The organism is Corynebacterium sp. KPL3927 (assembly GCF_040225835.1).
Taxonomy (GTDB): domain Bacteria; phylum Actinomycetota; class Actinomycetes; order Mycobacteriales; family Mycobacteriaceae; genus Corynebacterium.
The window spans coordinates 12,555-33,161 of sequence record NZ_JBEHGD010000007.1; the positions used below are offsets into that span (position 1 = coordinate 12,555).

Genomic DNA, 20,607 nt, shown 5'->3' on the forward strand with positions numbered 1-20,607 from the left:
TAGCACTGACGTGTTGCAATTTTTGAAATGAAGCTAAAAATCTGCATCAATTTTTGCGGTAAGATCACAGGAGGCGCAACGCCAAACTCCCAGCTAACGCTGGGATGAGCCCACGTCAGTGCTCATTTGAATAGTCAATTGACTAGTTCCCCGCGTCAGCGGGGATTATTTTCTACCTACATCCTTGCGGTGGATTGAGCACACCAGCCGATCCAAGCGCTACCTCAAGGTACTTCCACCAGAAGGAGCGCCCACTCCCCCGGCGCGGGTTGAGTAGTCCTGCACCGCACACTTGAGCCGTACCACATTTTCCTAGCACGTCCTTTCACTTCTTAGGTCGCTGACCTCGAAAAACGCCGTTAGCAATTCTGAGTACAATCGGCGACTGTACTCACTACTAGTACGAAAATGACTTTAGAAAAGGAGTAATCATGGACGCCCTTTACACCACTGAAGCACTCGCTACCGGAGCAGGCCGCGACGGCCGCGCCGTAGTGCAAAATTCGGACCTTGATTTCAATATGGCCACCCCGAAGGAAATGGGTGGCGATGGCAATGGAGCCAACCCGGAGCAGCTCTTCGCTGCTGGCTATGCCGCTTGCTTCCACTCCGCCCTGCAGGCTGTAGCCCGCAGCGAGAAGGCTGAGTTGGGAGATTCTTCCGTGGGCGCCCGCGTGTCCATTGGCAAGGAAGGCGAAGGCTTCAAGCTCGCCGTTGAGCTCGAGGTCATTATCCCCGCCCAGGAGCACGATAAGGCACAAGAACTTGCCGATGCCGCCCACCAGGTCTGCCCCTACTCCAACGCCACCCGCGGCAATATCGACGTCAACGTCACCGTCGCGCAGGACTAAACAGTACTAGCACGGACTCTTAGTTCTTGGCCCGCGCAGCGCCACCGTGCGCGGGCCAATCCTACGATTCGAATAAGTGAATCAACCTCCGCTGCATGTGTCCGGCGTAGCTGACACAATCGAATCATGTCTGTTGAAGCTCGCGCCCTTTCACTGCGGCGGTTATTAAAGGATTCCGCTGCCGTGCGGTTACTGCAAGCCGATAAAGCTCCGGTGATTTTGGCGCTGATTTCTGAGTATTTCCCCCGCGGTACTCGGGCGCGGCCGGCGGCGGAGGTATATGAGCTCATGGTCACCGACTTCGAGGTGCTCGCCAGTCAGCTCCCGATGCCGCGCACACCACAAAGCTATTGCAATGATTGGGTAAAAGCTGGTTGGCTAGTCCGAAAGTCTGGCAAGAGCTCGCGCGGGGAAACGTTGGAACCAAGCGAGGAAGCACTGTCCGCGCTCGAGGCCGTTGAGCGTTGGGAAACGCCGGTTACTACGGTCACGGCATCGCGTGTGGAATCTATAGGCTCGGCGCTACAACGCTTGGCGCGAGATACAAATGAGGATATTTCGAGCCGCGTCGCCAGCTTAGAGGCGGAGCGAGACCGCATTGAGCGCGAAATTGAAAAGGCCCACCTGGGTCAGTTTGAACGACTGACTGCGGCAGAGACCGAGGAGCGCGTCCAAGACGTGCTGAACATGGCCATGGCGGTGCCAAGCGATTTCGCTAGGGTGCGCCATGAACTCGAAGCCCTCAATCACAGGCTACGCCGGCAGCTGCTGGATCCAGAAGGTTACCGCGGCGAAGTGCTCGAGGAAATCTTTAGCGGTGTAGACCACATCGCGGAATCGGACGCTGGGCGCAGCTTCCGCGGGTTCTATTCCTACCTCATGGATAGAGAACGCAGCGCGTGGCTGGATCAGTGGATTAAGCAAGTTTTAGAAAGCGAGGTCGGCCAAGAGCTGGCGCCAGAGAACCGTCGGCAGCTGCAGAATCTCTTCCGCGATATGGAAGAAACGAGCTTCGAGGTCAATCAAACGATGACTGGCCTGGCGCGCAGCTTGCGCAACTATGTCTCTTCAGAACAATTTGCCGAAGACCGCCGCATGATTGAGCTACTGCGCGAGGCGCGGGGCATGGCCATTGATGCAGCGCAAGGATCGGAGCTGAAAGCCTTTCACCGCATGGAAACGCCCCTGCAGCGCATCGGCATGTCCATTCATTCAGTCTCGCGCATCCAACTAGCCAACCCGGGACGCGAGGTCGTGGAGGAAGCACCGGAGGCCTTCCAGCCAGGCCAAGAGAATGCGGAGGCGTTGTATGAGTTAGTGCGCGAGTCAGAGATTGACTTTGAGGAACTGCATGCGGCGATTCGCGGTGCCGTCGGCAAGGCGGGCCCGTGCACGATTGGCCAGGTATTGCAGGCGTACCCGCCCACGCAGGGCCTAGCCAGCGTCGTGGGTTTGGTACACATTGCGGACCAGCACCCGCTACCGGCTTTGCATGATGCCCATGAAAAGGTCACTTGGACCGAAGAAGATGGGACCATTCGCGCGGCGTATATCCCTACTATGTATTTCGAAAGCACCACCGTTGAGGAGTTGTAGTGACCGCTACTGATAACCACCGCGTCGATTCCGCGCATGAGCCCCCGCTGTGGGAAAACGATAAAGGATCGCTGACCTATAACTCGCGCCGCGCCTTGGTGCAGCTTTTGAAAGGTCCTCTGGTGCGTGCGCACAAGGAACCTGTCTTATGGTCCGCCATCATCTCGGACGAAGACAATCTGCGCGCCCGCCTGCATGAGGTATTCCTCGAGCTGGTGGTCGATGAAGGAGAAGGGTTTGCCTTTACCCGGATGGTAGAAGAGGAAACACTGTCCATTCCGCAGGTGCTGCGCACGGATAAGCTCAAGCACATCGATACCGCCATCCTGCTGAACCTGCGCCAGGAACTTGGTTTGGCGCTGCCCGGTGAACGGGTGATTGTGGATGTAGAAGATCTCCGGGAGGGCATCGGCTACGTCCGCGCGGTTGATAACCGCGATGAGGCTGGGTTCAATAACCGCTTCAATGCGGCGATTAAACGCATCCGCAATGAATATTCGCTGCTGAGCGCCACCGAGACGGAAGGGCGTTACGAGGTATCACCCGTCTTGCGCCAGCTTTTCGATGCCGCCACGGTCACCGCCATCCGGGACGAATACGCCCGCCTCGCAGAAGCCGAGGGCGACCAGGAGGATGCTTCCGATGACTAACCTGTATCCAGGCCAATTCCGCATTAGCCGTATCCAGCTTATTAACTGGGGTACTTTTCACGGCTACTTTTCCATTCCGGTAGCCCGCAAGGGCTTCCTCATCACCGGCGGATCCGGTTCGGGTAAGTCCACGCTGCTTGACGCGATGTCGGCGGTATTGGTGCCGCAAAAGGACCTCAAATTCAACGCGGCATCGCAGCAGGACCTCGGGCGGCATAATGGGCGCAACCTCGTTTCCTATATTCGTGGGGCGTGGCGGCAGCAAGAAAATGCGCACACGGGTGAAATCGCCCCGGAGTATTTGCGTGAGGGCGCAACAAACTCGGTGGTGGCGTTGACCTACGATAATGGGTCTGGCACGCAGCACACCCTCATCGCCATCTTCCGCCTTAACGGCGGTGAAAATTCGGTGAGCCAGATTAAGAGGCTCTATGGGGTGGTGCAGGGAGATGAGGACATCGATAAGCTCAGCCCCTTGCTCACCCGCAGCCTGGATACCCGCAAGATTAAGGCCATGTACAAGGGACCTGGCGCGTCATTTACCCCGACGTACACCACGTTTGCGGATCGCTTCCGCAAACGGCTGGGTATCAAGAGCGAGCAGGGCCAGATCCTGCTTCACCGCACGCAGTCCGCTAAGTCTTTATCCAGCCTGGACCAGCTTTTCCGGGACTACATGCTGGATACGCCGTCTACTTTCGAGCGGGCGGAGGAAGCGGTAGAGCAATTTGAGGATCTGCGCCAGGCATACCTGCGGGTAGAGGATGTTAAGGCCCAGATTGAGACGCTGGCCCCCCTGCCCCAATTGCACTCCCGGCGCACCACCGCGGAGGCGGATAAGCACAAGGCCGAGGCGATGAATGAGGCGCTGCCGGCGGTGCGCGCCCGCTTGGTGGCAGAAGAACTGGACTATCGCATTCGCGCGCTGACCTCCCAGCAGGCAGAGGCGCACTCTGCTGCCGAGGCACTCGAAGCGGAGGTCGAGCACCTTGACGATGCCGAGCGACGCGCCGCGGTGGCTGTCTCCCAGCTCAGTGCTGGCGAGCTGGCCGCGCTAGAAGCCAAAATTGAAACCGCGGAGAAGGAAATTGAGCACCGATCCAAGGAGTTTCACCACCTTGCCGCTGCCGCTGACCAGTGGACCGATCACTTTGAGCTCAACCCGCAGGGCTTCACCGAGCTACAGGCAAGTGCCCGCCTGCGCATCGAGGACTTTGAGGCTGACTCGGCCCTGCTTACTGAGCAGCAACAAGAAGCAGGCGTGGCCGCCCGCGATGCAGCGACAACAAGTGCTGGCCTAGAAAGTGAGCTGCACTCATTTAGCTCGCGGCGCACCAATATAGATAAGGCCCTCGTAGAGCTACGCACCCAACTCGCGCGGGATACTGGCTATGCCGAATCGGAGCTTCCCTTCGCTGGCGAGCTACTGGATATTGCCCCGCAGCAGGCGGAGTGGGAACCGGTGATCCAAAAATTGCTGCACGGATTCGCCGCCACCCTGCTCGTTCCGGAAACCGCGCGGGAAGCCATTAACCAGTGGGTCAATTCTCGCAATGTGGGTACCCGGCTCGAGTACCGCACTATCCCGGAGTTTGCACCGGCGCCTGCGCCCGCGCGCAGCCCGCAACAGCTCATCCACAAATTGGAGTTCCAGGATCACCCCATGGCGCAGTGGGTGCGCCACCATATTTCGAGCCGTTTTAACTACGAATGCGTCAACTCGGTGGCGGCGCTCGAACAGGTAACCAAGACCCCGGCCGTCACACGCGATGGCTTGGAAAGCCGGCCTAAGGACAAGGATGGCTCGACGCGCTTTATCAAGGATGATCGCACGCGCTTTACAGGCACGCGGTGGTACCGAGTTGGTTCCACCAATACTGCCAAGATTGAGCTCCTGCGTTCCCAATTGGCGGAAGCGAAAGCCACTGCTCGTGCCATGGCTAAACAGGTCCACGAGCTCAACCGGAAGATGGATATCCTGCGCACGCAGCGCGATAAAGCGCAGCGCGTACTGGAGACTAAGTTCCAGGATATTGATACCGTTTCTGCGGAGGCGCGCAAACGCGATTTGCAAGAACAGTATGATTCTTTGGCTTCCTCTCCAGAAGCGCAGGCCTTAGCCACAGCACACGAGCAGGCCAAGGAAAAGCTCACCGCCGCCCGCGCCCAACTGAACGAAGCACAAAAACACCTCGGCAACGTGGAAGGCGAGCTGAACCGCTCCACCCAGCGGCGCCAGAGCATCGGAACAGTGCCCACGGTGGCGGATCAGGGCATCGCCAAGGCGGTCGAAGAGGCTCTGCACAAGGGCAGAAGAAAACTCACCATCGATGACATCGATGCCCGGCGCGATGAGGTACAGGCCAGCCTGCAAGAAACCGCGCGCAGGGCCGCGCGCCGCATCGAGGAGACGAATGCCAAGATTGTCTCCGTCCTGCACAAGTACCTATCGCAGTGGCCGGCGGAAGCGGCGGATTTGGAGCCACAGGCCAGCTTCGCCGGCGAAGGCATGGAGAAGCTGAAATTCCTGCGCGCGGACCGCTTGGCGGATTTTCGCGCTCAGTTCTTGGAGCTGCTCAATGGCACGACGGTGCAAAACCTATCGCACCTCGCCTCCTCCCTTCGCCATGCCCGTAGCGATATCGAACAGCGCATGGAGTTTATTAATAAGTCCCTGGAGCTCACGCCCTTCAATGGCGACCGCACCCTGCGCATTGATGTAAAAGATGCCCGGGGCCAGGTGGTGCAAGACTTCCAGCGGGATCTCGATGCCGCAACGTCCCATAGCCTGGCGGAGATTAGCGCCGATGAGCCCGAAGCTGCGGTAGCGCGCTACCACGCCCTGGACAAGATTCTCAGCCGCTTGGGCTCGTCTGAGCCGGAGGATATTCGGTGGCGAAACCTGGTTCTGGATACCCGCAAGCACGTCAGCTTCATCGGCCGCGAGTGCTACCCCGATGGCACGACCGCCAATACGTATCAGGATTCCGCCTCTCTTTCCGGCGGCCAGGCCCAAAAGCTGGTGTTCTTCTGCTTGGCTGCGGCGCTGCGCTTCCGCCTGGCGGAGCCGGATCAGGACGTTCCTACCTACGGTTCCATCATTTTGGATGAGGCCTTCGACCGCGCCGACCCGGCCTTTACGCGCACCGCCATGTCCGTGTTTGCGTCCTTTGGCTTCCACATGATTTTGGCAACGCCATTCAAACTCATTCAGACGCTATCGCCGTACGTGGATGGCACCATCGTGGTCAATTACGACGAGCCCATTATCCAAGGCCGCCCGCAGGCGCGTACGGGCTATTCGCTTATCGATGCCACCTCCTACTCCCAGGAATCCCCGGAGTCCACCGATGCGGATGCCTAATGACCTGCACACCCATGCGGCAAAATACCTGCGCAACCACTTTGCGAAGGCTTTGTCGACTCCCGATTCGCTGAGTATCGATTGGCCGCTGCACCCGCCAACGGCCGCCAACGCCGCGCGCGATGTCCCCGCCACCCAGGAGTTCATCCGCGCCTGGCAGCGCTGGCCGCACCAAGAAGAGATCCACTACGAACCGCGCAATTGGTCCCGCACGGGCCTAGGCACCAATTCCGTTCCCACCCGCGCGGTCCTTACCGGTGCGCCCCGTATCGCCGCGGCCGCGGGCCTCAGCGCCGAATACTCCCGTGCGCAACAGCGCGCACACGACATCGCCGCGATCTTCCCCGACTCCCCTGCATTCGCCGACGCCGTGTACCGCACCTATGCCCAGTGGAAGGAGCTAAACGCATACGATCTGCGCTGCTTGACACCATGCTTGACTTGGCTGCGCGCCCACCCGGACTCCGGCGAGTGGGAGCGCGCCGTCCCAGTTGAAGGAGTAGACGGCAAATGGATAGGCACCCACCGCCGCCTGCTGCTCGCCCTGCTTTCGCCCTTTGGCATCACGGATTTGGGGCTGCGCCGCACCGATGCCCGCCTGCGCCTGCGCTACCTCAACCACGCCCCAGCGCTGTCCGATATCGAGGTTCCCCTTTCCCAGGCTGCACAGCTCTTTCCCGCCGCTCCCCCGCGCGTTCTCATCGTAGAAAACAAGCAGACCTTCCTAGCCCTGCCCCTGCTTTCCGATGCCGCCCCACCCACCATCGCCATCCTCGGCGCCGGCCATGCCGCCCGCCAACTTCACGCCCTTGCCTGGCTCCACGATGCCGAAATCACCTACTGGGGCGACCTTGACGCCGCCGGCTTCAGCATCCTCAACGGCGTGCGCGCCCACTTTCCCCACACGGAGTCCCTGCTCATGGATACCGCCACCGTCACCGCGTTCCGCCACCTCGCGGTCCCCGATCCCGGCGACGGCTCCGCAGCACTTAGCCACCTCACCACCGAAGAGCAGCGCGCCTATCGCCACCTTTTCACCGAAGGCAAGCTACGCATCGAACAGGAACGGATTCCGTTCGCGCATGCCGATGACGAGATTCAATCTATATTCGGAGGTCATAAGGTTTAGTAGTGCAGCCTATTTTCGCGATTTCCATATGCGATCGACCCACCATCTCTTAACCGGTGAGGTAGATGAGACTTGACTTTTCCCAATCATTACGGTGTACCGGTATGCCCTCGATGCTGCGGCGGTGCATTCGTTCTAGTCAAAATTTTAGGTTAAGTTCTAACACCGACGGCACTGGCCAACACGTACTACCAGATTCCAGGGCTGTTGCCTAATGCATGAGAGTGTCTGATGGTTTGTGTGTAGGTTCCCAGCCTGCATGAGGAGATGGACCAGAATGACTAGTGTGGCACGACGAGATCTAAGCTGATAAGGCCAAGATTGATGCGATTGAAAAGAAGCTGCTTGCTAACCCTGACATCGCGAAACTGATTGATGACCTAGGTACGTCCACCACGGATGCCAACGACCTGGTTCTGGGCATGGTGCAAGCCTCGATCACTAGGGATTTGAATGCTGAGATGGATGCCCACCTTGGCTACGAATCTGGCGACAGGAGTGCTAAAGCTGCTGCTGGGACAAACAATCACCGTAACGGGTCGTATCCAAAGACCGTGGATTCTAACTACGGGCCAGTGACCGTTGATGTGCCGAGAGATCGGGCTGGAACATTCTTGCCGACTATGGCCCCTCAAAGGCTCGAGGAGATTGACCGACGCTGATGACATGATCGTCAGCTTGTACGCCGGCGGGATGACCATTCGGGATATCCAGCATCATATGGCAACTGCGATGCGTGTCGATATTTCCCATGAGACGATCTCCGCAGTCACCGACGCCGTCCTCGACGAGGTCATGGTCTGGCAAAACCGCCAGTTAGACGAATTCTACCCCGTAGTGTTTCTCGATGCGCTGCGCATTAAAGTCCGCGACGGTGGCCGAGTGGTCAACAAATCCGCGTACATGGCAATTGGTGTGGATCTTGACGGTATTAAGCACATTTTGGGCCTATGGATCGCCAAAGAAGAAGGCGCTTCATTTTGGGCGCAGGTATGTGCCAATCTTTCTAACCGTGGGGTCAAAGACGTCTTTATTGTCTGCTGTGACGGGCTTAAAGGCTTGCCAGAAGCAGTAGAGGCAACGTGGCCGAACTCTATGGTGCAAACCTGTATCGTGCACCTGATTCGCGCAGCTAACCGGTGGGTAGCCTACGGGGATCGCCGAGGCGTATCGGCCGCGTTGAAAAAGATTTACACCGCTGCAGACGAATCCACAGCTCAGGCTGCTTTAGACGAATTTAAAGCCTCTGAATTAGGAGAAAAGTATCCCCGCTCAGTCAAGGTCTGGCGGGATGCTTGGGCGCGTTTCGTACCGTTTCTACAGTTCCCGCCAGCAGCCAGGAAGGTAATCTATACGACGAATTCGATTGAATCATTCAACAATGAACTGCGTAAAGCTACCCGCAACAGGGTGCAGTTCACCAACGATGAATCAGCGCTGAAAACGCTGTGGTTGATGATCTGCAATATTGAAGACAGACGAGCTGCCAAGAGGGCGAAGCAGGGCAAACGCGTCTCAGCGACAGCCGGCAGACTCATGGAAGGAGCCCGAGTTTCCGGCTGGAAACAAGCCATCAACCAAATGGCCGTGGCCTTTCCCGACCGCTTCGACAAGTACCTATAAACCTAACCCCACACACAAACAACTTGACACGCTCCCTCGGGATGGTCAGCCCCGTCGATTTCGAGAACCACATCACCCAAACCAAAAAACGAAGAAAAAATAGCTGCCTAACCACGAGGTAGCTCTACTACGTGTCCACGATTTGCGGGCAACCCCACGCGCCAAGCTCGAAGCGGTCAAAGAACTAGCCCGCCGGCAAGAATACGACGCCACACAAGAACTCCTCCAAACCCAAGACGTCGGCTACACCTCCAAACTCTTCGTCCAAGCGCTCTTCCCTTACCGCAAAACCGAGGGAAACAACCGCACCGTCTAAACCCCACAGGGAACAATCACCATTCTTTCCCAACGCGGAGTCCCCTACGGCAAGTACCCGCAGCTCATCATGGCCTACATCATCACCCGCGCCGTAGCTAATGCTAGACGCCTCAAAGAAGGCAAAAGCACCCATGAAGAAGCCCTACGCATCCCGCTAGACCATTCAATGAGCCACTTCCTTCAAGCAATCGGCGTCACCGGACGCGGCACCGGAGGAGCAACCGGAAACCTAAGAAATATCCGCGAACAACTCCTACGCATCGCTGGCTCTTTCATCACTGTCCAAAGCGGCGACGGGGTTCACGCACGGGGTCGCAACACCCAAAGTCTCGAAGACTGGAATCTCTGGTTCGACCCACGCGATCCTAACCCGGGCAGCTTCATGGAATCAGAACTTGTCCTCACTCCCCAGTTCTTCAAGCACATTGCCGAAGCACCCATTCCCATCGACCTCAATGTACTGCGCGAGCTCAACAACCCACGAGCAATGGACCTTTATCTCTGGCTCACGGTAAAGCAGTACTGGCTGGCGAAAAACAACCGCGACGCCTACACTTTCACCTGGGACTTGATCGCCGCAAACTTCGCCACCAAGATTCTACGAACAGGCCAAGACTGGGCACACTTCCGCGCTGAGATTAAAAAGCCATTGTTGAATTAACGATGGTGTGGCCCGCTGCAGGAATTGAAGCCAGCACCGACGGTGTTACAGTCACTAAAACCTCCCCATCAGTTCAGCAGAAGCCACCGCGCCCCGAACTCGACTAAACCAAACACAGAGAAATAGCGCCCTCTGGGGCGCTTTCTTTTTGCCTAAAACAGCTTGCGCATATTTACGGGTTAAACGACAAAATGTGTTGTTTTCTGGCGTGTCGGGGTAAACGACATTTTGTGTTGGTGGACTGCGTGGTTTAGGGCATGTGGCCTTTGCGTATTCCCATAGAGTGGTTGTAGGCAACTGTCGAAAGTTGCTGGTCGGCCGTATTCACGGCCGATGGTGGCTTGTGTTTCTTGGTTGGCTAGGGTGTGTGCTTTGGCTCGTGGGTCTGCGCCCTGATTCGCCCACTTTCCTGGGTCGGCCTCTAGCGCGAGTGACAGTGGCTTTACAGGCGTTCCATCGCCATCGCTGGTGCATAGGTGCTTGTAGTCCCGTATTTTGGTGCACACCTCGCTACAGACGGGGCATCGAGGATGATTCTTACTCATCCATTCATCGTGAACCTCAGCGCTTAGCACATCAGCACGCCCCCGGCGGTATTTCAGGTCCGAGGCTGCGTTATGTCTCCGGATAAGTGAAATAATCCTAATACCAGCAGGCCAGACGGGCTAAACATATAACTTCACCAACACATCCTGTCGTTTAGGCCATATTTACCGATACCGGGCTGGCTATCCACAGGGGTTTGCCTGCGGTTTTCTCTATTTTCCCAGGTGGCTTATAACTATATCCCCAGCCGATCAACCAATAAAACCGTTCACTACGGGTTACTGTTTATTCTCCCGCCTCGCCTTGCGGCTCGTTGGGCTGCCGCCCAAATCAAAGATTTGGTTGCCGCCAACCAGCCCTTGTTACGGGTACGTCGTGAAAGAATCAACAACTAAGACTTACCTACCCACCTTAGAAAGCCATGACCACACCACAATCCCTGATCGCTCGCCTGGCGTCTCCAGATTCCACTGGGCGCACTGAAGCTGACATTCAGTCCGACATCAAGACCCTGCTGACTACCGACGACTTCGACTTGGATACCCCACGGTTGGAAGAGCAGATCGGTGATGGTTCTTACCGACGAATCGACATCGTCACCGGCGCCACTGTCATCGAAGTAAAAAAGCGGCTCACCAACGAGAGCGCCGACGCGGACTACATCAACCAACTCGCTGACTATGTCACTACCCGCATGAGCCAAGATGGTTCCCGTTACAACGGAATCCTCACCGACGGGAAAACCTGGTGGCTGTTCGAGCAGTCCCCCCGCCGAGGGCTCCTTCGCCCGGCGCAGCACCTTCGAGCTTGCCCCTGGAGCTACCGGGGTCGGGCTTATTGAATGGCTCCAAGCCGTGCTGGCTACTCGGAGCAATTCGCGAATGTCATTGTGATTGAACCCATCATAGGCGAGAACTCTCATTTATGAGACATCGGAAACCCCTTAATTCTCATTCCACCAGCGAGAGCATTCCACATGCTGTAGGGTGCGGCTCATCTGAGAAGCGGGATGTCAGGATGGCGTGTATCATAGATTTGGTCCGCCTATCGATACAGAAAGGTTCTATCATGAATCGAGTCGCGCTTCTGACAGTTGCGTCTCTAATCACTGCAGGTATTGCCCCCGCAGCTTCTGCCGAAACGGTTGAACAAGCAGAGAAAACTCCTGTTTGGTCTGAAGAGCAATTTGATAGGTCTCTTAAGGATATCACTCCTGAAGAGAAAAAGCGGCTTGAGCTAATTAGTAACGTCGGTGAACATATTGATTACGACGATGAGGGTAACCTCAAGTCCGATCTCAACGATGATCAGCTCCGTAGTGATTATGGTTTCGAAGACAAAGATGTCAGTTTTTTCCACTCAGTGCTTGCTGAGGATGAAAGCGTTGTTCAGCACAAGGAAAACGAGCCAAAAATTGTCACTACATATGATCACAAGCTCGGCCACATATCAAATAGCGATCTGACGGTTGGGGCGGCTGCAACTCTTACCGCAGCGGCAATGGATGGGCCAGCTGCTCTTGAGGCGGCATTCTTTGCTTGGGGTGCTGTAGCAGGCGGGCCGATCGGAGCTGCTATTTCTGGCGCTGCCGGTCTTCTTGGGGCAACTTACTTTGTCGATCTTGCTACTAAAATCACAGGGGCGGTCGCGCAGGGTAAAGGTATTACCTGGTACTCTAAGTGGGGATTTCCGCCAATTACCGCAGAGATTGAGGATGACTAATGCGGATGGATAAAGATCCAAAGTTTATTCGCTTTCCAGAATCTCTGTGGGCTTTTGTCACTATATTCCCCTCGGATATTATTGAGAAACATGGAGTTGAACACTTTTTCAATTATGGATATTTGTGGCTCTATTCAATATTGGGAGTAATCCTTTTTGGCATTTCCATGATCATGGGTGAAAAAGCGGTATCTCCTTGGATGCATCGTGTGCGTTCCATTTTCCTCTTTGCTGCAACGATAGCTATTACAGCTTTCTTCCCTAGCTTGGTTGGGCGAATAGTCGTGGCGTTCCTAGCCATCTGCTACTTTTTCTGGCCCAATAACCATATAGTCTTTCGTCGAGCAGCGGAATGATCGGTGTTTTAAGTGGAGCTAGCAGTCTATTAATCACTTGATAAAAAGTGATAGGATCTCGCTAAACTGTCTTCCAAAATTTGGCCACAGTGTTCGTTGCTGGCCCAAACGACGAGGCCCAAGCCAACAGCTCATCACGAGTAAGCGCCTTGTGGCCTTCGTCATCGCCACTGGGCCCATGGTTGGGGTCAGTGGAATAACGGTACTTAAATCCATGAAGGCGCGTGTGTTCAGCAACAAGCTGATCCCCTTTGAAGACGCTCACCAGCTTCGGGGTGAGCCTGACTGTTACCGATTCTCCTACCAGCTGAAATGGCACTGAATAGTACTGGTAGTCACAAGTGATGTGCCAGTTGCGATCGACCTTGAGCCGCTTATAGGACACTTCCGTAAACGGTGCGGGCGGAAGATCCCGCATCACCGGTGCCTCTTCTTGCTCAAAGCGCAGGCGCCGTGTTGTGCCATCAGCCCGCGTCATTGTGTCGTTGATGTCAGCAAGGCGATAAGCGATCGCCTCATTAAGGCCGTTGAGGCTGTAGAAGACCTCATCGCCGAAGTAACCCAGGATTTTGGTGTAGACGATTTTCACAGCGCGTTCTACTGCCGCTTTGTCACGAGGCCTGCCAGGTCTTGTCGGCACAATTGTGACCCCATAATAGTCGGCAAACGCTGCGTAGCGGTCAGTGACCATTCGATATGTAGATTTCTTCTTCGGCCGGTAGGTCGCCGTAGGAGCATTATCCGGCACGATGACCGCCGGTATTTTGCCGAGATAGTTCAACGCTTTGATGTGGCACTCAATCCACGCCGGCATCTTCTCATTCGCAGCAGCAGTAACATACATCAGCCCTGAGTATGGGTTGACCTCGACGAACAGTGAGGCCTTGAATGCAGTATCACCACTAGCCTGATCCACCACTGGCACTTTGTCACCGGCCCAGTCGACATAGTGAAGTGCCCCGAGTTTTGTTCCTAGGCATGTGCCTTGGTTTCTATTATTCCCTGTCGCGGGTTCTGCTTCCACAATTTGGTTTCCGCTTCGGCTGGGGTTTGGTATCCCAGGCTTTGGTGGAGCCTTACCTCGTTCCACCATGACACCCACTCAAATGTGGCGATTTCTACCTCGACAACATCATTCCACCTGCGATTATGGATGAGTTCGCCTCTTGTGAGGAGCCGTTAACGTTTTCAGCCAGAGCATTGTCATTTCAGTCACCGACAGTCCCAGTGGAAGCGGCAATCCCGTGCTGGGCGAGACGCTCGTTGTGGACAACGCTGACGTACTGCGAGCCGTGATCCGAATGGTGAATAAGACCTCTTGTGTCCCTCGCACACTTGGGTCGCTTGATTGAGAGCTTGCAGCGGTAATGCCTGCAGTGCGCATGGGCCCGACCCCGAAGCCTTTCTTCATGCGCACGTAGGTAATGTCGGCCACCCACAGCTTGTTTAAGGCCCTGGGCTTTGAACTCACGATCGACCAAGTCTGGGCGCAGATCCGGCACGTGAGCTTTTCGGGTTGTGATAGGTGATCCGCCTTTGCCTGTGCCAGAAACACCAGCCAGGCGCATCGAGAGTGTCTAATGGTTTGTGTGTGGGAACCTAACCCGCATAAGGAGATGAACCAGAATGACTACTATGGCGAGACGAGATCCGGCTGATAAGGCCAAGATTGATGCGATTGAAAAGAAGCTGCTTGCTAACCCAGAAATCGCGAAACTGATTGATGAGCTAGGCACGTCCACCACGGATGCCAACGACCTAGTTCGGGGCATGTTGCAAGCCTCAATTACCCGGGGTTTGAATGCTGAAATGGATGCCCACCTAGGCTATGAGCCCGGCGATAGAGCAGCTAAAGCTACTGCTGAAACAGACAATCACCGCAACGGCACCTACCCGAAAACCGTGGATTCTAACTACGGGCCAGTAAACATTGATGTTCCACGAGACCGGGCCGGGACGTTTATCCCAACCATGGTTCCTAAAGGCTCTAGGCGGCTAACAGATGTTGACGATATGATTGTCAGCTTATATGCCGGCGGAATGACCATTCGGGATATCCAGCACCATATGGCAACTGCGATGCGGGTTGATATCTCCCATGAAACAATCTCTGCAGTAACTGATGCCGTCCTCGATGAGGTCATGATCTGGCAAAACCGCCAGCTAGAAGAATTCTACCCCGTGATATTCCTGGATGCGTTGCGCATTAAAATCCGCGACGGCGGCCGGGTAGTTAACAAGTCTGCGTACATGGCAATCGGGGTGGACCTCGACGGGATCAAGCATATTTTGGGATTGTGGATTGCCAAAGAAGAAGGTGCTTCCTTTTGGGCACACGTGTGCGCCAACTTATCTAACCGCGGGGTCAAAGACGTCTTTATCGTCTGCTGTGACGGGCTGAAAGGCCTACCAGAAGCAGTGGAGGCAACCTGGCCGAACTCTATGGTACAAACCTGCATCGTGCACCTGATACGTGCCGCGAATCGGTGGGTGGCCTACGGGGATCGCCGGGCTGTATCAGCCGCGTTGAAGAAGGTTTATACGGCTACTGACGAATCCACGGCAGAAGCAGCGTTGAAGGAATTTTCCGAGTCTGAACTGGGTGTGAAGTATCCTCAGTCGGTCAAGGTCTGGCAGGACGCATGGGATAGATTCGTGCCATTTTTGCAGTTCCCACCAGCAGCAAGGAAGGTCATCTATACAACGAATTCCATTGAATCGTTTAACAACCAGCTGCGTAAAGCCACCCGCAACAGGGTGCAGTTCACTAACGATGAATCCGCGCTCAAGACGCTGTGGTTGATGATCTGCAACATTGAAGACAAACGAGCCGCAAAGAGAGCAAAGCAGGGCAAACGAGCCTCGGCTACCGCCAGCAGGCTCGTGGAAGGAGCCCGAGTTTCCGGCTGGAAACAAGCCATCAACCAAATGGCCGTAGCCTTTCCCGCCCGCTTCGACAAATACCTATAAACCTAGCCCCACACACAAACAACTTGACACGCTCGGCGCATCAGCCGGGTAGCGTGTTCACGACCGATATCTATTCCATCACCGTGAAGCGCATGCCACATTGTCCGCACGCTTAAGACACCGTCATTATCCCGATGAATGGCACTACTGCGTTCAACCAGAACAGCCATCACGAAGGCGACGAGCACTTAGCCCACGGGCTGTGGCCTATGGACTGGCGATAACCACGCGAGGTGATAAACCCGCGAGCCCGGTTATTCTTTTAACGCCAGTGCAGATGAACTCGACAGAGAAACAATTCCGGTATTTATCGATGAACCGGATCATAACCGAGGCTTGGGGCCTGGTCGTGAGGAGAAAAAGCTGACGCGGCCTTCAGCAACTCGTTGGTATCTCGAAGCTGGTGATTTTCGCGGCGTAGCCTCGCGTTTTCCGCAGCCAAGTCTTCAGGAACAGGCTCTGGGATGTTTCCCGCACGACGAGCAGACTTAAGTCCATTGACGAGCTATGTGCCATGAAACCCCCAGCTTTGGAGCTACTTCCTGGCACGCGGGGTGCATTGACATGTTTTCCGTCAAGATGCGGTCTTCTACAAGGCGGACCACACGGTCCTTTGCATCCTGGTCAAATTTTCTTGGCATGTTCCAGATTTTCCCATCTACTCAAACGGAACAAAACCTGGGACACTTCAGGAAGAGCAGATTTACGTTTGGCTTGGATCGTTGTCACTGGAACGAAAGCACGCGGTGAGATCCCTTCAATGCCCATCAGGCGCATCCGCTTGGCCACAGTCTTGCGATTCATACTGATCTGGTAGCGCTCACCTAGTTCTGCGGTGATCCGCGGAGCACCATAGACCTCATCGGAGTCTTTCCAAATCTGATGAATCTTGCGGTCAACATCATTGTAAAATGATGCACGATCATCCTTACCGGTTAAGCGTTGCTGCTGTATATGGGTCCATTTGTAGTATTCAGACCGAGACACTTTTAATAGTCGTGCCATGCGTTTGATGCTGTAGTTCGCCTTGCTCTGGCTACATTAATTCGAACTTTTCTGTTCGCGTTGCCTTAAAGCGAAGAAGGCTGTCGCTTGTGACAAAAGCTCGTTATCCATCTTGGCTTCAGCCAACTCACGACGCAGACGAGCGTTCTCCGCACGAAGATCCGCTTCGCGTAGCCCATCGGAGGATCCTTAGGCGTTGACGCTCATTTTTCACCCATCGGCCTAAAAGACCTGGTGCGACACCAATTTCTTTCGCTACATGAGCAATTGGGCGCTGCGATTCGATTACCAGGTTCGCGGCTTCGCGTCGATACTCAGGTGTGTATTTCTGGCGTTGTTGACTCACAATGAACATCCTCTCTTACGGACACAAGATCCGCACTAATCGGGTGTCCACCAAACGAGGGCAACCTCAATCGAGATTGAAGTTGTCAGGTTTGAGCGAGTGTCAAGCTGACCTGAGACCAGACTCCACCAGAGCTTGGGATATCAACCCCAACGAGCCTGAAACAGGATTATGGAAGCAGAACCCGCCACAAGAGATATTAGAAATCAAGGCAAATGCCTAGGAACAAAACTCGGGAAACTTCACATAAGCGTAAGTATGAAGTCCCAAATAAAGCTCTGGAGCCTACGCGGCTCCAGGCGACATCGTTCCGGTATCCGGCTCGTCGTAATGAAAGCTTAACTGGTCCCGCTGACAATTTTCAATAGAGCAGTAGCCACATCGCTTGGGTTCTTCACCAACGATCAACCGCCATCGAGTATCTCCAGTCCAGCTGGCGGAACCTCTTTTTCTCACTGCATCGCGGTCCACTCGATGTCTTCGAAGCCCCAGTCGGATAAATGCCAGGTGATGGTCTCGGTGGCATCGATAAGCGCGTGCTCCATTGTCTCTTCATCGTCACCGGTAACGGAGAGCTCGAGCATCACTGAAGTATCTTCTTCGTCCAATAGCCCCACGTCCAAGGGGCCGCCATCATCGAGGCCGGACACAAAGCGCGCGGTCCAATTTTCGCCGCCAAAGAAACTGGAGTCCTCTTCTATAGCGTGCTTTTCCTCCAAGTCCCATATAGCTTCAATAATGTCCCAGTTGCCGGTAATTGCAGCGGACAGCTCGGCGTCACGCCCGTACAGCACCAGCTCATGGAGCCATGAATAGTCAATAATGAAGCTGCTCATAATGCCTGCCAGTGTATGCGAGGAGAACCCCACTCCCTGAACGCACTCACCGAGCGTTTTGCTTATAAACCCAGCTGTTCAAGTTCTGTGCAGAGGGCATCGATCTGCGCGCGCGTATGGGTTGCCATGAGGGTAACGCGGAGTATCGCAGCGCCACGTGCAACAGTGGGCCACCGGATTGCCGGGACGATAAATCCACGGTCAAGCAGTGCAGCGCTAGCGTCCATCGCGGCGGCTTCATCGCCGACGTGCACGGGGATAATCGGCCCTTGCTGTGGCGTAGTCCCGCGTGTTTTGTGCCAATAAGCAATATTGTCCTGCAGTTGGTTAACCAGACTGGGATCAGACTCAATGAGCTTTAACGCCGCGAGCACGGCGGCCGATGTTGCTGGCGTGGGAGAGGTAGAAAATACGAAGGACCGGGCTTGTTGCCGCAATAGCTGGGCAACCGGCTTGCTCGTTGCCACGAGGCCGCCTTCGGCGCCAAGCGCCTTGCTAGCGGTAATAAGCTGAATATCGGGCTGGACGCCGAAATATTCTGGGAGGCCAAGGCCGCGGTTGCCGACGGTGCCAAACGAGTGAGCATCATCGACCATAAGCCACGCGCCGTGTTCGCGTGCCAGCCGCGATAGCTCAGGCAAGGGTGCAAGCACCCCGTCCATGGAAAAGAGGCCATCGGTAATAACCAAGGCATACTTGGTGGTCCTGGTGACCAAAGCGTTTTCTACAGCGCGGGTATCGCGGTGCGCCGTAACGACGAGGGAGGCGCCACTCGCCTTTGCGAGCCGACAGCCATCGATAATGCTGGCATGGTTGCGCGCATCGGAAATAATGGTGAGCTCGGGCGAGGCCAACGCCTGCAACGTCGATAGGTTGGCCTGGTACCCGGTGGCAAAGAATACCGAGTCTGGATACCCAGTCAGCTGGGCCGCAGCGGCTTCTACCGCAACGTGTAATTCAGACGTGCCGGTGGTCAAACGCGAGCCGCCTGAGCCTGCGCCGTAGTGATCAACGCTGTCCTTTACGGCGTTTTTAATCTCCGGATGTTCTGCCAGACCCAGGTAATTCGACGAGCTAAAGAGCACCGCCTCCTTAGCTGCCTTTTCGGGGTCGGTCCGCAGGGAGCTTTCTGGCACTTGCCCGCTCGCAAAGACCGAAGGGCTGCGCCACAGGCCGTCCTCTCGCCACTTATCAAGACGAGCAGATGCGACTTCTTCTAGGCTCTCGTTCACTTTTCTGCCTCAAAATCCACGAGTACGGCGCGGTTTTCCAGATAATCTATCAGCGCTTCAATATCGGCTCCTGGTTTGATGATGAACGCCCTCGCTCCTTCCTCCGATCCAGGTTCCTTAATGCGCGGCAGGCGGTGGTACGTGTCATCTATGCAGACATAGCCGGTGGTATAGGCCGGGTCATCAGACACACAGACTTCTGCTAAGACATCGGGATGCGCGGCAACCTTGCTCGCCAGAACGATGGCTTCACGGGCTGCGTCCTTGCCTTTAAAACCCGCGTCTTGCGCGTTGTGCGCATCCATGTGGCTCACGCGGACGCCGCGCTGTGCGTCTAGCTCGCAGCGCTTACCTGTATCGGCCGCAATGAGCATCGCACCGCGCATATTCCTGGCAGTGAACGTCTCTTCAATGACTATCTGGGAATGAGCAGTCATGGGGCGCAATAGTTCCTCGATGAGGTCCCTAGCGTGCGACGGCGATTGCACTGCCTCTTCTTTTACGCCTACAGAAGGGACGTGCAGAATATCGGACTCGGCCAAAGCCTCTACCGTGATGAAGGTATTTTCCGCCATTCCCTTCGGGTGTGCGAAAGCGCGTTCGGACAACGCCGCGCAGACCGCCGGAACCTCGTGTTCCCTGACGATTCGCTCTGCTCCCGAAATGTGCTGGCCTGCGGAATCAGACCGCATTCGCACTGAGAAATAAGTCATAATCTGAGGGTACCGGACGTATTGAACGGTGTTCAGGAAAAGAGAAAATTGGCCAGCCTCGACCAGGCTCCAGGCGGCGCTTTCCAAACAGGAATACACAGGCCATACGCTTTCCGATACCTCCGGTCTCACCTCACATCCTACAGCTCAATTTTTCCGGCTAACCAGGCGATTTGTGTGAAAACGGCGTTAGCCTATATAGTTAATTCCCGTTGCACGGAGAACGGCACGTTCGAAGTACAACATGGATATTCCTCCATAGCTCAGTTGGCAGAGCATTCGACTGTTAATCGAAGGGTCACTGGTTCGAGCCCAGTTGGAGGAGCTACGAATATGCAGGTCAAAACGATAAATATTCTACCCTATGCCTGGCGTGGTATTCACGTGGTACAGGAGCTATAAAACGGGTTACGTGCGATCCCGCAAAGGCGGGTAATAGCGGTTTAGGCGTGCCCTCCGGAAGCGTGCTGCTCTGTGCGGGCGTCGCACCCCCTGGCGCACCGATCATCGCGCCCTCCGGCAGCGTGCTGCTCTGTGCGGGCGTCGTACCCGAGGTATTAATCGACCATTGCTTTGATACGTCGATTTAGTGGGACGCCACCAACGAACGATAGAAATGTGTCGTTGACCTGCATATAGGAAAATGACGGAATGCAAATATGCAAGTCAAAGCGTTTGCGATTAGCAGA

At 55.5% G+C, this 20,607-nt stretch carries 17 protein-coding genes, 1 tRNA gene and 5 pseudogenes; 13 read left to right on the plus strand and 10 right to left on the minus strand.

Annotated features, from left to right (window positions below; all coding sequences use genetic code 11):
- Nucleotides 1-431 precede the first annotated feature (431 nt).
- The 8 genes and pseudogenes from ABRP86_RS05145 to ABRP86_RS05180 all read left to right on the plus strand — a co-directional run bounded on the left by ABRP86_RS05145 (nucleotide 432) and on the right by ABRP86_RS05180 (nucleotide 10,192).
- Nucleotides 432-851, plus strand: a complete 420-nt coding sequence (locus tag ABRP86_RS05145; protein WP_284869507.1) for an organic hydroperoxide resistance protein — start codon at nucleotides 432-434, stop codon at nucleotides 849-851.
- 126 nt (nucleotides 852-977) lie between these two features.
- Entirely contained in the window at nucleotides 978-2,447 is a 1,470-nt protein-coding gene (locus ABRP86_RS05150) for a DUF3375 domain-containing protein (RefSeq protein WP_349862856.1), read from the plus strand.
- Complete coding sequence (locus ABRP86_RS05155) at nucleotides 2,447-3,097, plus strand: DUF4194 domain-containing protein (protein ID WP_349862858.1); 651 nt, start codon at nucleotides 2,447-2,449, stop codon at nucleotides 3,095-3,097. The genes ABRP86_RS05150 and ABRP86_RS05155 overlap by 1 nt, the downstream gene beginning before the upstream one ends.
- A complete protein-coding gene (locus ABRP86_RS05160; RefSeq protein WP_349862860.1) occupies nucleotides 3,090-6,461 on the plus strand; it encodes an ATP-binding protein in 3,372 nt (1,123 codons plus the stop codon). Before ABRP86_RS05155 ends, ABRP86_RS05160 begins: the two co-directional genes overlap by 8 nt.
- Nucleotides 6,448-7,590: a DUF3322 domain-containing protein gene (locus ABRP86_RS05165; RefSeq protein WP_349862862.1), complete on the plus strand. Its 1,143-nt coding sequence runs from the start codon at nucleotides 6,448-6,450 to the stop codon at nucleotides 7,588-7,590. Before ABRP86_RS05160 ends, ABRP86_RS05165 begins: the two co-directional genes overlap by 14 nt.
- Nucleotides 7,591-7,867: 277 nt before the next feature.
- Nucleotides 7,868-9,213 (plus strand): annotated as a pseudogene (locus tag ABRP86_RS05170) (IS256 family transposase).
- A gap of 142 nt (nucleotides 9,214-9,355) precedes the next feature.
- The gene (locus ABRP86_RS05175) at nucleotides 9,356-9,529 is read left to right on the plus strand and encodes a hypothetical protein (protein ID WP_349853822.1); all 174 of its coding nucleotides are present in this window, start codon (nucleotides 9,356-9,358) and stop codon (nucleotides 9,527-9,529) included.
- 69 nt (nucleotides 9,530-9,598) lie between these two features.
- Complete coding sequence (locus tag ABRP86_RS05180; RefSeq protein WP_349862864.1) at nucleotides 9,599-10,192, plus strand: replication protein RepA; 594 nt, start codon at nucleotides 9,599-9,601, stop codon at nucleotides 10,190-10,192.
- A gap of 250 nt (nucleotides 10,193-10,442) precedes the next feature.
- Here the strand turns inward: ABRP86_RS05180 and ABRP86_RS11640 are convergent.
- A pseudogene (locus ABRP86_RS11640) lies at nucleotides 10,443-10,578 on the minus strand (IS1249 family transposase); the annotation flags it as partial.
- 37 nt (nucleotides 10,579-10,615) lie between these two features.
- Nucleotides 10,616-10,737, minus strand: a pseudogene (locus tag ABRP86_RS11645) (transposase-like zinc-binding domain-containing protein); the annotation flags it as partial.
- Between the two features lie 422 nt (nucleotides 10,738-11,159).
- Here ABRP86_RS11645 and ABRP86_RS05185 point away from each other — a divergent pair.
- The 3 genes from ABRP86_RS05185 to ABRP86_RS05195 all read left to right on the plus strand — a co-directional run bounded on the left by ABRP86_RS05185 (nucleotide 11,160) and on the right by ABRP86_RS05195 (nucleotide 12,816).
- Complete coding sequence (locus ABRP86_RS05185; RefSeq protein ID WP_023023303.1) at nucleotides 11,160-11,579, plus strand: hypothetical protein; 420 nt, start codon at nucleotides 11,160-11,162, stop codon at nucleotides 11,577-11,579.
- Between the two features lie 227 nt (nucleotides 11,580-11,806).
- Nucleotides 11,807-12,460, plus strand: a complete 654-nt coding sequence (locus tag ABRP86_RS05190; protein WP_023023305.1) for a hypothetical protein — start codon at nucleotides 11,807-11,809, stop codon at nucleotides 12,458-12,460.
- 5 nt (nucleotides 12,461-12,465) lie between these two features.
- Nucleotides 12,466-12,816 carry a hypothetical protein gene (locus tag ABRP86_RS05195; protein ID WP_156904619.1) on the plus strand — a complete coding sequence of 117 codons (351 nt, stop codon included), beginning with the start codon at nucleotides 12,466-12,468 and terminating at the stop codon, nucleotides 12,814-12,816.
- A gap of 61 nt (nucleotides 12,817-12,877) precedes the next feature.
- On the opposite strand, the gene ABRP86_RS05200 is transcribed toward ABRP86_RS05195, so the two are convergent.
- Nucleotides 12,878-13,732 carry a Mu transposase domain-containing protein gene (locus ABRP86_RS05200; protein ID WP_232208499.1) on the minus strand — a complete coding sequence of 285 codons (855 nt, stop codon included), beginning with the start codon at nucleotides 13,730-13,732 and terminating at the stop codon, nucleotides 12,878-12,880.
- Nucleotides 13,733-13,788: 56 nt separating this feature from the next.
- Entirely contained in the window at nucleotides 13,789-13,971 is a 183-nt protein-coding gene (locus ABRP86_RS05205) for an integrase core domain-containing protein (RefSeq protein WP_156905836.1), read from the minus strand.
- Between the two features lie 480 nt (nucleotides 13,972-14,451).
- Here ABRP86_RS05205 and ABRP86_RS05210 point away from each other — a divergent pair, with 480 nt between their 5' ends.
- Entirely contained in the window at nucleotides 14,452-15,786 is a 1,335-nt protein-coding gene (locus ABRP86_RS05210; protein WP_349862951.1) for an IS256 family transposase, read from the plus strand.
- Nucleotides 15,787-16,274: 488 nt separating this feature from the next.
- Here ABRP86_RS05210 and ABRP86_RS05215 read toward each other — a convergent pair.
- From ABRP86_RS05215 to ABRP86_RS05240, 6 genes and pseudogenes are all read right to left on the minus strand, one after another.
- A pseudogene (locus ABRP86_RS05215) lies at nucleotides 16,275-16,473 on the minus strand (hypothetical protein).
- Nucleotides 16,474-16,536: 63 nt separating this feature from the next.
- Nucleotides 16,537-16,791, minus strand: a pseudogene (locus ABRP86_RS05220) (IS3 family transposase); the annotation flags it as partial.
- Nucleotides 16,792-16,918: 127 nt separating this feature from the next.
- Nucleotides 16,919-17,146: a transposase gene (locus tag ABRP86_RS05225; RefSeq protein ID WP_349853819.1), complete on the minus strand. Its 228-nt coding sequence runs from the start codon at nucleotides 17,144-17,146 to the stop codon at nucleotides 16,919-16,921.
- A 443-nt stretch (nucleotides 17,147-17,589) separates the two neighbouring features.
- Nucleotides 17,590-17,973: a hypothetical protein gene (locus ABRP86_RS05230; RefSeq protein ID WP_349862867.1), complete on the minus strand. Its 384-nt coding sequence runs from the start codon at nucleotides 17,971-17,973 to the stop codon at nucleotides 17,590-17,592.
- Between the two features lie 62 nt (nucleotides 17,974-18,035).
- On the minus strand, nucleotides 18,036-19,205 hold the full coding sequence (locus ABRP86_RS05235; protein WP_349862869.1) for an aminotransferase class I/II-fold pyridoxal phosphate-dependent enzyme: 1,170 nt from the start codon (nucleotides 19,203-19,205) through the stop codon (nucleotides 18,036-18,038).
- Complete coding sequence (locus ABRP86_RS05240) at nucleotides 19,202-19,918, minus strand: 6-carboxyhexanoate--CoA ligase (protein WP_349862871.1); 717 nt, start codon at nucleotides 19,916-19,918, stop codon at nucleotides 19,202-19,204. Before ABRP86_RS05240 ends, ABRP86_RS05235 begins: the two co-directional genes overlap by 4 nt.
- 252 nt (nucleotides 19,919-20,170) lie before the next feature.
- Here ABRP86_RS05240 and ABRP86_RS05245 point away from each other — a divergent pair.
- Nucleotides 20,171-20,243: transfer RNA gene (locus tag ABRP86_RS05245), tRNA-Asn, on the plus strand.
- Nucleotides 20,244-20,607 lie beyond the last annotated feature (364 nt).

Excerpts from the sequence above, each read along its gene's own strand:
- ABRP86_RS05145 (WP_284869507.1), top strand. The coding sequence starts at position 432 with ATGGACGCCCTTTACACCACTGAAGCACTCGCTACCGGAGCAGGCCGC.
- ABRP86_RS05160 (WP_349862860.1), top strand. The coding sequence starts at position 3,090 with ATGACTAACCTGTATCCAGGCCAATTCCGCATTAGCCGTATCCAGCTT.
- ABRP86_RS05225 (WP_349853819.1), bottom strand. The coding sequence starts at position 17,146 with ATGTTCATTGTGAGTCAACAACGCCAGAAATACACACCTGAGTATCGA.
- ABRP86_RS05180 (WP_349862864.1), top strand. The coding sequence starts at position 9,599 with ATGGCCTACATCATCACCCGCGCCGTAGCTAATGCTAGACGCCTCAAA.
- ABRP86_RS05185 (WP_023023303.1), top strand. The coding sequence starts at position 11,160 with ATGACCACACCACAATCCCTGATCGCTCGCCTGGCGTCTCCAGATTCC.
- ABRP86_RS05190 (WP_023023305.1), top strand. The coding sequence starts at position 11,807 with ATGAATCGAGTCGCGCTTCTGACAGTTGCGTCTCTAATCACTGCAGGT.
- ABRP86_RS05240 (WP_349862871.1), bottom strand. The coding sequence starts at position 19,918 with ATGACTTATTTCTCAGTGCGAATGCGGTCTGATTCCGCAGGCCAGCAC.
- ABRP86_RS05230 (WP_349862867.1), bottom strand. The coding sequence starts at position 17,973 with ATGAGCAGCTTCATTATTGACTATTCATGGCTCCATGAGCTGGTGCTG.
- ABRP86_RS05165 (WP_349862862.1), top strand. The coding sequence starts at position 6,448 with ATGCGGATGCCTAATGACCTGCACACCCATGCGGCAAAATACCTGCGC.
- ABRP86_RS05210 (WP_349862951.1), top strand. The coding sequence starts at position 14,452 with ATGGCGAGACGAGATCCGGCTGATAAGGCCAAGATTGATGCGATTGAA.
- ABRP86_RS05195 (WP_156904619.1), top strand. The coding sequence starts at position 12,466 with ATGGATAAAGATCCAAAGTTTATTCGCTTTCCAGAATCTCTGTGGGCT.
- ABRP86_RS05150 (WP_349862856.1), top strand. The coding sequence starts at position 978 with ATGTCTGTTGAAGCTCGCGCCCTTTCACTGCGGCGGTTATTAAAGGAT.